Annotated in this window: 11 protein-coding genes; 5 read left to right on the forward strand and 6 right to left on the reverse strand. The window is 70.9% G+C overall.

What is annotated here, in order from left to right:
• Positions 1 to 47: 47 nt before the first annotated feature.
• Positions 48 to 980 (reverse strand): PAC2 family protein, encoded by a 933-nt coding sequence (locus tag FB390_RS16325; RefSeq protein WP_141809705.1) that lies wholly within the window; start codon positions 978 to 980, stop codon positions 48 to 50.
• 298 nt (positions 981 to 1,278) lie between these two features.
• Here FB390_RS16325 and FB390_RS16330 point away from each other — a divergent pair, with 298 nt between their 5' ends.
• Both FB390_RS16330 and FB390_RS16335 read left to right on the forward strand, forming a co-directional pair.
• Positions 1,279 to 1,986, forward strand: coding sequence for a sensor domain-containing protein (locus FB390_RS16330; protein WP_246124051.1), 708 nt, complete (start codon positions 1,279 to 1,281; stop codon positions 1,984 to 1,986).
• Between the two features lie 273 nt (positions 1,987 to 2,259).
• Entirely contained in the window at positions 2,260 to 3,627 is a 1,368-nt protein-coding gene (locus tag FB390_RS16335; RefSeq protein ID WP_221639282.1) for a DUF4192 domain-containing protein, read from the forward strand.
• A gap of 71 nt (positions 3,628 to 3,698) precedes the next feature.
• On the opposite strand, the gene galE is transcribed toward FB390_RS16335, so the two are convergent.
• Both galE and FB390_RS16345 read right to left on the reverse strand, forming a co-directional pair.
• Positions 3,699 to 4,679, reverse strand: a complete 981-nt coding sequence (galE, locus tag FB390_RS16340; protein WP_141809706.1) for a UDP-glucose 4-epimerase GalE — start codon at positions 4,677 to 4,679, stop codon at positions 3,699 to 3,701.
• A gap of 3 nt (positions 4,680 to 4,682) precedes the next feature.
• Positions 4,683 to 5,372, reverse strand: a complete 690-nt coding sequence (locus tag FB390_RS16345; protein ID WP_141809707.1) for an iron-dependent transcriptional repressor DtxR — start codon at positions 5,370 to 5,372, stop codon at positions 4,683 to 4,685.
• Positions 5,373 to 5,557: 185 nt separating this feature from the next.
• Between FB390_RS16345 and FB390_RS16350 the strand changes: the two genes are divergently transcribed.
• From FB390_RS16350 to FB390_RS16360, 3 genes are all read left to right on the forward strand, one after another.
• Entirely contained in the window at positions 5,558 to 6,823 is a 1,266-nt protein-coding gene (locus FB390_RS16350) for an acetoin utilization protein AcuC (protein WP_141809708.1), read from the forward strand.
• A complete protein-coding gene (locus FB390_RS16355; RefSeq protein WP_246124052.1) occupies positions 6,816 to 9,503 on the forward strand; it encodes a bifunctional acetate--CoA ligase family protein/GNAT family N-acetyltransferase in 2,688 nt (895 codons plus the stop codon). Before FB390_RS16350 ends, FB390_RS16355 begins: the two co-directional genes overlap by 8 nt.
• Positions 9,504 to 9,590: 87 nt before the next feature.
• Entirely contained in the window at positions 9,591 to 9,899 is a 309-nt protein-coding gene (locus FB390_RS16360) for a DUF4333 domain-containing protein (protein ID WP_141809710.1), read from the forward strand.
• A 136-nt stretch (positions 9,900 to 10,035) separates the two neighbouring features.
• Here FB390_RS16360 and FB390_RS16365 read toward each other — a convergent pair whose 3' ends face one another.
• The 3 genes from FB390_RS16365 to FB390_RS16375 all read right to left on the reverse strand — a co-directional run bounded on the left by FB390_RS16365 (position 10,036) and on the right by FB390_RS16375 (position 13,576).
• Positions 10,036 to 11,004, reverse strand: coding sequence for a sigma-70 family RNA polymerase sigma factor (locus FB390_RS16365; protein WP_067779550.1), 969 nt, complete (start codon positions 11,002 to 11,004; stop codon positions 10,036 to 10,038).
• A 196-nt stretch (positions 11,005 to 11,200) separates the two neighbouring features.
• The gene (locus tag FB390_RS16370; protein WP_141809711.1) at positions 11,201 to 12,718 is read right to left on the reverse strand and encodes a DUF7782 domain-containing protein; all 1,518 of its coding nucleotides are present in this window, start codon (positions 12,716 to 12,718) and stop codon (positions 11,201 to 11,203) included.
• Positions 12,719 to 12,835: 117 nt separating this feature from the next.
• On the reverse strand, positions 12,836 to 13,576 hold the full coding sequence (locus tag FB390_RS16375; RefSeq protein WP_141809712.1) for a VOC family protein: 741 nt from the start codon (positions 13,574 to 13,576) through the stop codon (positions 12,836 to 12,838).
• Between the last annotated feature and the right edge of the window lie 82 nt (positions 13,577 to 13,658).

Raw genomic sequence — 13,658 nt, forward strand, 5'->3', positions numbered from 1 at the left:
GGCCTCGCCGAGGTCGTCACCGCGATGGGCGCTCGGTAGCGCCCACGTCAGGTGTTGTCGCCGTCGTAGCCGCCCTGCTCGGCGAGGAAACGCTCGAACTCGGCGCCCAGTTCGTCACCGCTCGGCAGCTCGCCGTCACCGGCCAGCAGGCTGGACTGGCGCTCCTGGGAGGTGACGAAGCTGTCGTACTGGCGCTCCAGCGCCTGCACCACCGTCTCGACCTCGGAGTTGCCCGAGATGTGCTCGTTGACCTGCTCGCGGACGCGCGCCGCCGCCTCGCCCAGCGCGGCGAGCGGCAGCTCCAGGCCCGCGTTCTCGGCGACGTTCTCGAGCAGCGTCTGCGCGGCCTCCGGGTAGGCGGTCTGGGCGAGATAGTGCGGCACGTGCACCGAGAAGCCGACCGACTCGTGTCCGTGCTGAGCCATCCGGAACTCCAGCAGCGACGACGCGCTACCCGGCACCTGCAATTCCCCGGGCCAGCGCTGGTGATCGGAGATCAGGTCGCGATCCGAGGAATGCGCGGTGACACCCAGCGGGCGGGTGTGCGGAATCGCCATCGGAATCGCGCTCAGGCCGATGCTGCGGCGCACGCCGAGCTGTTCGGCGAGCAGCCGCACCGCGGTGGTGAACTTCTCCCAGCGCAGATCCGGCTCCAGACCGGAGAGCAACAGGAACGGGGTGCCCGCGGTGTCGCGCAGCGCCCACAGGTTCAGCTCGGGTTCGGCGTAATCGGCGAAATGATCGGTTTTGAACGTCATCAGCGGACGGCGGGAGCGGTAGTCCAGCAGTTCGTCGACGTCGAACGAGGCGACCAGTTCGCTTTCCAGGCTTTCGCGCAGGTGCGTCGTGGCCAGGCGGACGGCGTGCCCGGCGTCGGTAAAGCCCTCCAGCCCGTGTACGAGGACCGGACCCGCGCCGTCGGCGGACGACAACTGCGGAGCGGGGAACTCCAGCTCGTACATTCGCGACTCGTAGTCCATCGCGTCACTCCTTCCTGCGCGGTCCACCGCGGCGGCCGATCGAGGGCAGCACCGCGGGGAACCCATGTCCATTGTCCCCCATGGCGATGACACGCACCGCGCACGGTGCGGACACCGACCCATAGAACGAGCCAACATCGCTCGAACGCCCGGCATTCCCCACCGGGTAGGTACCTGTATTCCCTCGTCGCGACGGGTGACACCGGTTACGGCGAAATCAGTCCGGCGGCGCTCGAGTCGCGCGCGGCGGTCGGCGTGGCGCGGGAATCCCGAACATGCTTTTGGCACAGTGGGCGGTGTGACTGGGCCGGGATCGACGGGACGCACGCGCGCGATCGGCGCCTGCGCGGTGGCCGCGTGCGCGCTGCTGCTCGCCGGGTGCGGATCCACCGTGACCGGACAGCCCGTCGCGGCACGGCCATCGACCGTGCGGCATATCGACGCCGGATTGACCACGCTGTTGCCCGAACCGGCGCAGTTCCCGGCGCGCTATCCCGCGGTGGTGCTGCCCCCGGAGGCGGCGGCCCAGGCGGCGGGGGACCTGAGCGGCGTGATCCGCGGCGCGACCGTACGGCCGGAGGGGTGCGCCCCCGCCGAACAGCAGTTCGGCCCCGACCACACCGCCATCGCGGTCGGCACGGACGAGACGTCCCGCGCCACGCTCACCGTCGAGCTCATCCGGACCAGGCAGCCGCTGTCCACGCTGCGCGAACAGGTGCTTCGCTGCGGCGAGATGCGGGTGGCCAGGGCCGGGGCGATCACGACGGTGTCGACCGAGCTGGATCCGCCGCCGCCCCTCGACGCCGACGACACGCTGGCGCTGCGCCGCACCGTCGCCCCCGACGTCGGCGGGCCCGGCCTGACACAGACCATGCGGACGCTGATCGGGCAGGTGGGCGATGTGCGAATCGCCGTGACCTACATGACGTTCAGCGACGCGCCGCCGGACACCACGGCGCTGGACGAGCTGTTCACCACGTCGGTGCGGAAGGTCCGCGAGGCGTAGGCGGCGTTCTCCGGCCAAGTCGCTGCCGTGCGCGCGAACTCAGCAGTCATGACCCCCGCCGAGATCGCGAAAACCCTGTTGGTGCTTCGTGATTCGCGCTGTCTATGGGAATGGAACGGTCGAAAGGGACGCCTACTCGCCCGGTCCGACAATCGGTGCCGCCGGGTGGGGCTGTCGCCGTGCTTCGTGCACAGGCTGCCGGTTGTCCACAGGGGAACTGTTCGCGCAGGTCGGACGATCGGCGGCCGGCGGGGCGGTGCGCAGTATGGCGGCATGACGACTTCAGCGAATCCGCCGCTCGGCGCGGGCGCCCGGCGCGGCGGCGAGGGCAGCGAACCCGTCGATCCGCCCGGCCGCCCTCCGGGCGACCCGGTGCGTTCCGAGCATCCGCCGGGGCCAGCGCACTGGCGGCCGCCGCAGCGGCGATTGTGTCTGCGGCCGTCCGCCGTCGGCTCGCGAACCCGCCGGACCGGGAACCACGACGATCCGGGGCCGAGCGCGGTGCTCGCACAGCCGTCACCGCTGTACCGCGCCGGTTACTCGGCGCGACCGCTGCGGGTGGACGATCCCGGCGAACTGATCGCCGCGCTGCCGGCCATGGTGGGGTTCTATCCGCATCGCTCGCTAATCGTCGCGGTGCTCGGTCCTGCGGAGCCGGGCGCGAGCCACGGGATCGCCGCGGTGCTGCGGTTCGATCTCGAGCCGGTCGGCGCGCGTCGCGGTCTCGTCGGGTCGTTCGCGGAGCTCATCGGGCAGATCTGCGCCGCCGAGCGGGCGACGGAGACACTCGCCGTGGTCGTCGACGACCGGCTCGGCGGACCGCTCGGGAAGGCGGGGCGCGGGCGGCGTGGTTCGCCGCCGGGGGCGTTGATCGCCGCGCTGGCCAAGCGGCTGGGCGCCGACGGCATCCGGGTCGGTAGCGCGTGGGCGGTGACCGCGATCGAGGAGAACCGACCGTGGTGGAGTTTGCTGGACGGGTCGGACCGTGGCACGGTGCCCGACCCGAGCGCGTCCACGGTGGCGCTGGCGCATGTGCTGGACGGCCGGCCGATCCTGCGCTCCCGCGCGGAGCTCACCGAGCGGGTGGCCGCCGACCCGGCGCTGTGCGCGGAGGTCGGTGTCCAACTCGACAGCGCTGTCGCGGTGGCCAGGGACCGGTTCGCCAGGGCGGTGCGGCACGACGACGTCACCGGCTATCGCAGGCGTGCGCTGGAACGCGTGCTGTGGCAGGTCGCCAACATCGAATCCGGCGCCGTGCTAGCAGCACCGGAGATCGCGGAAGTCGTTGCCGCACTGCGTGATCGGGTGGTGCGCGACGCGATGTTCGCGCTGGCCGCCTCCGATCACGCGGCGGCCGCGGAACGGCTGTGGCTGACCCTCGTGCGCGGTCTGCCCTCAGGTCGGGACCGTGCGGAGAGCGCGGCCTTGCTCGGCTACAGCGCCTACTTCCGGGGCGACGGACCGTTCGCGGGCATCGCCTTGGAGGCGGCGTTGGAGGCCGATCCGGGCAACGCGATGGCGATACTGCTGGAAACCTCGCTGCGCGCGGGCATGCGCCCCGAGCAGTTGCGCAGGCTCGCCCGCAGCGGCTACGACGCCGCGGCTTGGCTGGGCGTCGACCTCGGACCTGTCGTCCGATGAGGCGGCGCGCCTGTGGTCCGATGAGGTGCGCCGATGCCTCGCCGCGGCCGCGACTTCGATGCGTCGAGCGGCTACTTCGCGCTGTGCGCGCGCTCACCCAGCGAGCGCAGGAACTCCCAGGCATCGGCCACGATCTCGTCGAGATCGTTGTGTTCGGGCCGCCAGCCGAGTTCGCCGATCGCCCGTTCGCTGGAGGCGATCAGCGTGGCCGGATCGCCGGGACGGCGCGGCGCGTCCTGCGCGGCGATGGGCAGTCCGGTGACGCGCTCGCACGCCGAAATCACCTCGCGCACCGAGAATCCCGCGCCGCTGCCGAGGTTGTAGACGCGGTGCTCGCCCGCCTCGGCCGAGCGCAGGGCCAGCAGGTGGGCCTCGGCGAGATCGCGGATGTGGATGTAATCGCGCACCGCGGTGCCGTCGGGAGTCGGCCAGTCGGTGCCGAAGACGGAGATGGCCTTGCGGTGGCCGAGCGCGACCTGCAGCACGAGCGGAATGAGATGCGTTTCGACCACGCGGTTCTCGCCGAGCCCGCCGTAGGCGCCCGCGACGTTGAAATACCGCAGGCTGGTCGCGGCCAAGCCGTGCGCGATCGAATAGGAGGTGATCGCGTGATCGATGGCGAGCTTCGACGCGCCGTAGGGGTTGGTCGGCCGGGTCGGCGCGTCCTCGGTGATCGGCACCTGCTCGGGTTCGCCGTACACCGCGGCGGTCGAGGAGAACACCAGGCGCGGCGTGCGCGTCAGCCGCATGGCCTCGAGCAGCTCCAGCGTCTTCACGACATTGCCGTGCCAGTACTTCTCCGGCTGCTGCACCGATTCGCCGACCAGCGATTGCGCGGCGAAATGCAGGACGCCGTCGAAGGTTTCGCCGCGCAGCAGTGCGGGCGCGGCCTCGGCGACATCGCCCTCGACGAAGCGCGCACCGGACGGGACGCCGTCGGCGTTACCGGTGGACAGATCGTCGACGACGACCACCTCGTGGCCGTCCTCCAGCAGCACCTGCGCGCAGACTCCCCCGACGTATCCCGCGCCACCCGTGACCAGAAGTTTCACGGATCAGACCAGCTTCACCTGGACGGCGTGGGCCATTTCGTCCGACAGCTCGAAGCCGCTGTCGTGGCCGGGCACGCTGATGACCACGGAACCGGGCTTGGTCTCGACGGTCACACGCGCGTCGGGCACCACGCCGGCCTCGCGCAGCTGGCCGATGACCTCGGGATCGGTCTGGATGTGCTCGGCCAGGCGGCGCACGACGACCGCGTGCACCGGGCCGTGCGGCAGATCGGAGAGCCGGACCAGGGTCTCCTCGACCGCGACGGGCGCGGTGATGCCCAGCTCGTCGAGGCCGGGGATGGGGTTGCCGTAGGGCGAGGTGGTGGGGTGGTTGAGCACCTCGACGAGACGCCGCTCGACGTCCTCGCTCATCACGTGCTCCCAGCGGCACGCCTCGGCGTGCACGTTCTGCCAGTCCAGGCCGATGATGTCGACCAGAAGCCGTTCGGCGAGGCGGTGCTTGCGCATCACCGCGACGGCCATGCTGCGGCCCTTCTCGGTGAGCTCGAGATGGCGATCGCCCGCGACGAGCAGCAGCCCGTCGCGCTCCATGCGCGCGACCGTCTGGCTCACGGTCGGGCCGCTCTGCTCGAGGCGCTCGGCGATCCGGGCGCGCAGGGGCACCACGCCCTCCTCCTCGAGGTCGTAGATGGTACGGAGGTACATCTCCGTGGTGTCGACCAGATCCTTCACCTGTTACCCCTTCGTCGGCACGAATTCTACCCACGCACGGCGACAGCACCGTGTGCCGCGTCGGTTCGCGTCGCACCACCGGAACCGCGTCGGCGCACGGCCTGTCGCCGTGTTCGCACTTGCCTCATTTCTACTGCATACAAACGCCCGACGGGGCTGGTAGCTTCCCGCGTACCGTTGCGAGCATGGCCACTGCACCCTCGGCGTCGCCCCGCGAACCAGGGGCGCACCGGAGTTCGGGCACGGTCGTGTGGAGTGAACGCTTCCTCGACTACAGCTGGACGCCGGAGCACCCCATGAAACCGGCGCGACTGAAGTTCACCATGGCGCTGGCCGAAAGTCTGGGATTGCTCGACGGTGTCGAGCGGTTGGAGCCGGAGCCCGCGGGCCGCGACGAACTGTTGCGCGTCCATACCGCCGACTACATCGAGGCGGTCGAGCACGCGGTGGCGCCCGCGGGCGAGCCGCTCGCCCCGCCCTACGGCCTGGGATCGCCGGACAACCCGGTGTTCCCGCGCATGCACCAAGCGGCCTCGATCATCGTCGGCGGCACGCTGGCCGCGGCGCGCGAGATCGCCGAGGGCCGGACCCGGCGGGCGGTCAGCATCGGCGGTGGCATGCATCACGCGATGCCCTCGTCGGCTTCGGGCTTCTGCGTCTACAACGATGCGGCCGTGGCGATCTCCTGGCTGCTCGACCACGGCTTCGACCGCATCGCCTATCTCGACGTCGACGTGCACCACGGTGACGGCGTGCAGCGCGCGTTCTACGCGGACCCGAGGGTGCTCACCGTCTCGATCCATCAGCACCCGGCGACCCTGTGGCCCAACACCGGCTGGGCCGAGGAGATCGGCACGGGCGCGGCCGAAGGCACCGCGATCAACCTGCCGATGCTGCCGGGGACCCGGGATGCCCAGTGGCTGCGCGGTTTTCACGCGGTGGTGCCCGGCGCGGTCGCCGCGTTCCGTCCGCAGATCGTGGTGAGCCAGTGCGGTGTGGACACCCACCGCGAGGATCCGCTCGCCGATCTGGAGCTCACGGTGGACGGACAGCGCGCGGCGTTCCGCGCCATGCGGGATCTCGCCGATCAGTACGCCGAGGGACGCTGGCTCGCAGTCGGCGGCGGTGGTTACGGCTTGGTCCGGGTGGTCCCGCGCGCGTGGACGCACCTGCTGGCCACCGCGCTCGACCGCGACATCGCGCCGGAAACCCCGGTGCCGCAGGACTGGATCGATCTGGTGCGCGCAGTGGCGCCGAACACCGAGCCGCCGCGCACCATGGGGGAAGGGGGCGACATCACATTCCGTCCGTGGGACGGGCCCGGTGGAACGGGGGAGACTGGGGATGCGCGCGCCGACCGTGCGCAGCGGGCCGTCGACACGGCCGTATTGGCTACGCGCCGAGCATGCTTCGGGTTGCTCGGCTTGGATCCGGAGGACCCCCGTGACTGAGCAGATCCCCGTCCCGGACTCTCCGTCCACGCCGGCGACGCCGCCCCCGCCGCCGCAGCATTGGTTCGCCGACGTGCTCGCCTCCGACGGCGGGGTGGTGCGGCTGCGGCCGGTGACCCCCGAGGACGGCGAGCGGCTGCAGGAATTCCACGCCGCGCTCTCCGATCGCACCAGGTACCTGCGGTATTTCGGTCCTTACCCGCGCATCTCGCCGAAGGACCTGTACCGGACGACCCATGTCGACTATCACGACCGGGTCGGCCTGGTGGTCGAGCTCGGCGAGCAGATCATCGCGGTGGGCCGCTACGAGCTGCTGGACCGCACCGGTCCGCGCGCCGCCGAGGTCGCCTTCGTGGTGGCCGACGGGCACCAGGGGCGCGGCCTCGGCTCCATCCTGCTCGAGCATCTGGCGGGCGCCGCGGCGGAGAACAAGATCGAGACCTTCGTCGCGGAGGTGCTGGCCGAGAACACCGTGATGGTCACTGTCTTCCGCGAGGCCGGGTATCAGGTCGAGCGCGCCAGGGACGGCTCGGTGCTGCACCTGGAGTTCGCCATCGACCCCACCGAAGCGCTGGTTTCCGTTCGGGATTCGCGGGAGCGCGCCTCGGAGGCGCGCAGCGTCGGGAATCTGCTCGCGCCGGGGTCGGTCGCGGTGATCGGCGCCACGCCCGCCGCGGGCCGGGTCGGCGGCGTGGTGCTGGCCAACCTGCTGTCGGGCGTGTTCCAGGGCCCGGTGTATCCGGTCAATCCGACCCGGAAGTTCGTTCGCGGCGTGCGCGCCTACGCCACCGTGCGCGAGATCCCCGACGAGGTGGACTTGGCGGTGGTCGCGGTGCCCGCCGCCGCGATCGACTCGGTTCTCGACGACTGTATGGCCAAGGGCGTCAAGGGTTTGGTGGTGTTGACGGCCGGGTTCGGTGAGACCGGCCCGGAGGGGCTCGCCGCCGAGCGCGACCTGGTCGCGGCGGCGCGAGTGCACGGGATGCGGGTGGTGGGCCCGAGCGCGTTGGGCATCGCCAACACCGATCCGGCGGTGTCGCTGAACGCGACGCTGGCGCCGGTGCTGCCCGCGCGCGGGCGGATCGGATTCTTCTGCCAGTCCGGGCCGTTGGGCGCGGCCATCCTCGGCGAGGCGGCCGCGCGGAACCTGGGTCTCTCGACCTTCGTCTCGGCGGGCAACCGCGCCGACGTGTCCGGCAACGATCTGCTCCAGTACTGGGACACCGCGCCCGACACCGACGTGATCCTGCTGTACTTGGAGAGCTTCGGTAACCCGCGCAAGTTCTCCCGGATCGCGCGACGGGTGGCGCGCACCAAACCGATCGTCGCGGTGAGCAGCGGGCGGCAGGCCGGGCACAGCCAGCCCCCGCGCGATATGGACCGCTCGATCGTGCGAGACCTGTTCGCGCAGGCGGGCATCGTGCAGGTCGACTCGATCTCGGAGCTGTTCGACTGCGCCGCACTGCTCGGCTATCAACCGCTGCCCCGTGGTTCGCGCCTCGCGGTGATCAGCAACAGCACCGCGCTGAGCTGGCTGGCCGTCGACGCGGCCCGCGGCGAAGGCCTCGACGCGGCCGAACCGGTGAATCTGGGGCCGCAGGCGACACCGGGCGCTTATCTCGACGCGGTCGTCGCCGCCCTGCGATCCGACGAGATCGATTCCGTCATAGTGGTTTTCGCGCCGCCGGTGCCGCTGCCGATGGCCGGGTTCGCCGACGCCATCCGGGCGGCCGCGGCCGCGGTGCCCGAGGCGGACAAACCGATTCTCACCACGTTCATCGCCGAGCAGGGCATTCCGAATCTGCTCGCGGTGCGCGGTCAGGGCGGGATGGCGGTGCACGGATCGATTCCGTCGTATCCGGATCCCGAACGGGCGGCGCGTGCGCTGGCGCGGGTCCGCCGCTACGCGGAGTGGCGGGACAAACCCGTGTCGGCGGTGGTGCGCCCGGACGGGATCGATACCGAGCGAGCCAGGGGACTGGTGGCGAAGTGGATGGGCGATTCGGGCGGCCGCTGGCTGACCGATCTGGAGGCCGCCGAGCTGCTCACCTGCTACGGCATCCAGGTCGTCGAGTTCCGTGAGGTGCGCGACGCCGAGGAGGCGGTGGCCGCGGCCGAGGAGCTGGGCTATCCGGTGGCGGCGAAGGCGACCGGCGAGATGTGGCGGCGCAGGCCCGATTTGATCGGTGTGCGGCTCGACCTGTGGCGGCCGGAGGCGGTGCGCCAGGCCTACACCGATCTGGTGGAGATCTGCGGCGACCCGGTGCTGCACATCCAGAAGATGGCGACCAAGGGCGTCGGCTGCATCCTGCGCGTGCAGGACGACCCGTCTTTCGGGTCGGTGATCGAGTTCGGCCTGTCCGGCACGATCATCGAAATGCTCGGCGACCGCGCCTATCGCGCGCTTCCGTTGACCAGTGACGAAGCGGCGGCGCTGATCGACGCTCCGCGCGCGGCCCCGCTGCTCTCCGGAACGCCGGCGAGCCCACGCGTGGACAAGGCGGCGCTCGCCGAACTCGCCCAACGCATTTCGGCGCTGTTCGACGACCTCCCCGAAATGCGCGAGCTGTCCTTCGATCCCGTGCTGGCCTCGCCGACCTCGGCGGAAATCCTTTACGCGCGCGGCCGAGTCGGCCCCGAGCCGAGCCGGTTCGACAGCGGCCCGCGGCGGCTGGCATGAGACACCCGCTGTGGAGCGGCGTTAACGCCGCCCGGGCGGCACCCGATCTGGTGAAGATCCGAGAGATTCGACCAGAGAGGTGTCGACATGAAAGCCACTACCCTCGCCGGGCTTTTCGCCTTTGCGTTCCTGGCAGCGGGATGTTCGGTGGAGGTCGGTTCCTCCACGCCCCAGGTGAAGGAAAGCGAGCTGGAGAAGTCGGTCAAACAGACCTTGACCGCGGAGGTCGGGCAGGAGCCCGACAGCATCGACTGCCCCGACGACCTGGAGGGCAAGGTTGGCACCACCATGCGCTGCACCTTGACCGCGGGCGGCGAAACGCTCGGCCTCACCGTCACGGTGACCTCGGTGGAAGGTGACACGGTCAACTACGACGTCGCCGTCGATCCGGCCTGACAACGAGTTCGCCGACCGGTTCGCGCGGAACCCGGAGGGGACGGGTCGCGCGGACACCGGTCGGCGTCTGTGCGGTGACCGCGTAGGTCACCAAGTCGGACGCCGGGGCGCCTCGGAAACACCCGGCGTCGATGGGTCAGCTGGCGTAGGCCCGCAGGCGGTCGGCCCGCTCGCCCTTGCGCAGCTTCGCCATGACCTCACGCTCGATCTGACGCACCCGCTCGCGGGACAGTCCGAAGAGCTTGCCGATCTGGTCGAGGGTGCGCGGCTGGCCGTCGTCCAAGCCGAAGCGCAGGCGGATGACCTGCTGTTCGCGCTCGTCCAAGGTCGCCAGGACGCTGCGCACGTCGTGGTGCAGCAGTCCCGCGATCACCGCGGACTCGGCCGAGGTGGCCTCGGAGTCCTCGATGAAGTCGCCGAGCGGCGCCTCTTCGTCGTTGCCGACCGGCATGTCCAGGCTCACCGGGTCGCGGCTGTGATCGAGCAGATCGGAGATCTTGTCGACCGGGATGCCCGACTCGTTGGCAAGCTCTTCGTCGGTGGCTTCGCGGCCCAGCTGCTGGTGCAGCTCACGCTTGATCCTGGCCAGCTTGTTCACCTGCTCGACGAGGTGGACGGGCAGCCGGATGGTGCGGCTCTGATCGGCCATCCCGCGGGTGATGGCCTGGCGGATCCACCACGTCGCGTAGGTGGAGAACTTGAATCCCTTGGCGTAGTCGAACTTCTCCATCGCCCGGATCAGGCCCAGGTTGCCCTCTTGGATGAGATCCAGCAGCGGCATGCCGCGGCCGGTGTAGCGCTTGGCGAGCGAGACCACGAGGCGGAGATTGGCTTCCAGCAGGTGTGCCCGTGCGGCCTGGCCGTCGCGCACGATGATGGCGAGATCCTTCTTCCGGCCGGCGGAAAGCCGCTTGCCCGTTTCCAGCAGATGCTGGGCGTAGAGGCCCGCCTCGATGCGCTTGGCCAGCTCGACCTCGTCTGCGGCCGAGAGCAGCGCGGTGCGGCCGATCCCGTTCAGGTACACGCGTACCAAGTCGGCGGCAGGGCTCTGGGCGTCGAGGTCCGATTCGCTGGTGCGCACTCGAGTGGTGGCGGGGCTGGTCATGACTTGCCTCCTGTCGGTGGTGTCTCACTCCGATCAACGGACCCGACAGAGAGAAAGTTCCCCGCTCGCGCCCCGATAAACCGCTTCTGAACTGCGGTTTCGGTCACTTACGTCTGAGAAGTTCCTGAGAACCCCCGCGGGCGGGAACGCCTCCCTGTCCGATGCCTCCGCCGACGCATACCCGGTTGCCCCGTGCTTACACGGGAGCGATCAATCCGTGCCGGACCAATCCGGTGACGACGGTCAGCGCGTCGGCCGCGAACTCCGGCGTGACCTCCTCGGCTCCGTGGGCGAGCGCCAGCAGTTCGACCAGCTCGTACAACGGAAGTCCGTCCGGCCGCATTCCCGCGACCAGCGCGATCGTCGTCTCATCCACCTCGTGCTGCCAGCGCGGACCGTCGCCGCGGTGCAGCCGCGCGACGCGCTCGGCCCAGCCGTCGGAGCCCGGCAGCGACACCCGCTCCAGCGCCGTCGTGGGCTCGACCGCGAAACGTGCGGTCCAGGCGTGTTTTTCGTCACTCGCCACGGTGCGCAGCCAGGCCGACCGCTCGAAATAGGCGCTCGCCTCGGCGCCGAGCGGATCGTCGAAGCCGTGCGTGAGGTCCTCGGCGAGCAACTCGGTCGGGCCGTCGATCGCACGCAGGTAGACGAAGCCGAAACCGATGCCCTCGACGTCCGCGGCGGCGAACGCGTCCAGCCACCGCTCGGCGCGGGCCTGCGACGCCGGATCGCGCGGGTCCAGGCCCGCGTCGCGCAGCCAGGTACCGACGTACAGCGCGGGATCGGCGACATCGCGCTGCACCACCCAGGCGTCGACGCCCTCGGCGGGCAGCCAGGAGGAGACGCGCTGGCGCCAGTCCTCGCCGTCCACGTGCACCCAGGCCGCCAGCATGGCCGCGGTGCCGCCCGGCGCGAGCAGCTCGGGCGCGCGCGAGACGACCAGCTGGCTGGCGCCGTCCAAGGCCAGGCCCGAATCGCGGTAGGTGTGCTCGATACGCGCGGGGCCGACGACGAACGGCGGATTCGCCACCACCTGATCGAACCGTCGCCCGGCCACCGGTTCGAACCAGGAACCCTCCAGCAGTTCGATGTCGAGGCCGTTGAGGGCGGCCGTCGCCTCGGCGAGCCACAGCGCGCGGGGATTCACGTCGGTCGCGGTGACGGTGCGCGCGTAGGAGGCGGCGTGCACCGCCTGCACGCCGCAGCCGGTGCCGAGATCGAGAACCGACCCGACGGGCCGGGTCGGTGTGGCGCGCAGCAGCGACAGCGAGGCGTGGCCGACACCGAGCACGTGATCCTCGGTGAGGGTGCGCCTGCGCATCGAGTCGTCCAGATCGGACAGGATCCAGCGGTTGCCCTCGCCCGCGTCCAGCGGACGCAGGTCCAGCGCCGCGCGGACCTCGTCGCCGTCGCGCTCCAGCAGACCCGCCGCGACGGCCTGTTCGATATCCACCGGCGCCAGCGCGGCCGCCACCTCGCGCTCGGGCAGGGCGTCGCCGAGCAGCAGCAGCCGGATCAGCGTGCCGAGTTCACCCGCCGCCCGCGCGGCCCGCCGCACCGGCACCGGCTCGGACCGGCCCAGCGCCGCGTGCGCGTCCGGTCCCAGCGCCGACAGCAGCGTGTCGGCGTCGTAGCCGACGCGGGTCAGCGCCGTCCGCAGCTCCGGGCACAGGGCGGTGAGCAGGGATCCGGTGGTCGTCTGGTTCGTAGGCACACCGGTACTCTGCCACCGCTACCCGCGGGCATCCGCACGACGGTTGCGGACGCGCTGGTCGCACGGCGGATGGCTGAGGAAGCGGCCCGTGACCGCTCCGCGGAGAGGAGCCGCGGCTCACACCCCGTTCGGGTCGCGTCCGGTGACGCAGTACAGGGCGTCGCCCGGATCGGTCATCACGATCCAGTGCTCGTGCCGCTGCACCAGGGTCGCGCCGAGCGACTCGTGCCACGCCGCGGTGGCCTCGATATCGGACGAGGACAGATCGATGTGCGCGCTGGTCGGCCGGTTCTCGCCGAGGCGCTGCAACAGCAACTGGACCGGCATCGGCTCCGCCGGGCGCAGCCGGGAGAACTCGGCGAGTCGGCCCGGCGTGTGCTTCCACCCGGTGAGGTCGGCCCAGAAGCGCGTCTCCACCTCGTGATCGGCCGCGCCGATGTCCAGGCACACCTGATCGAGGCGGCTCAGCGTGCCGTCGGGCGCGCGGAAGGCGGGCGCGGGGCGGCCCTTGGCGCGGCCGCTCGGTGTGAAGCAGAAGATCTGCCCGGATGGCGAGCGAAGCACCGCGTAGTCGGGGTGGTTGGCGACCAGTTCGGCGTTCAGGTCCAGGGCGGTGCGCACGGCGCCGGAGATGTCGTCGACGTCGAAGTCGAAGTGCACGCCGCCGAGGCCGTTCACCGACTGCATCTTGACCCCGGCCGCGGCGAACAGCGCGGGATCCGGTAGCAGCGTGAGGAATTGGTTGTCGTCGCCGCGGCGCGCGGAGAGCTGGGTGCCGGTGATGGTCGACCAGAAGGTCGCGCAGGCGTCGAAACGTTGTGCGGGACGGTCGAGGAACGCCCAGACCCAGCGAATCATGTTGTCTCCTGTGCCGTGCGGGAGGTACCCGCGACCGCCGACGTGGTGGCCCGGCGAGTGCGCCGAGCAGGTGTTGCGGGAC

Source organism: Nocardia bhagyanarayanae, from assembly GCF_006716565.1.
Taxonomy (GTDB): Bacteria; Actinomycetota; Actinomycetes; order Mycobacteriales; family Mycobacteriaceae; genus Nocardia; species Nocardia bhagyanarayanae.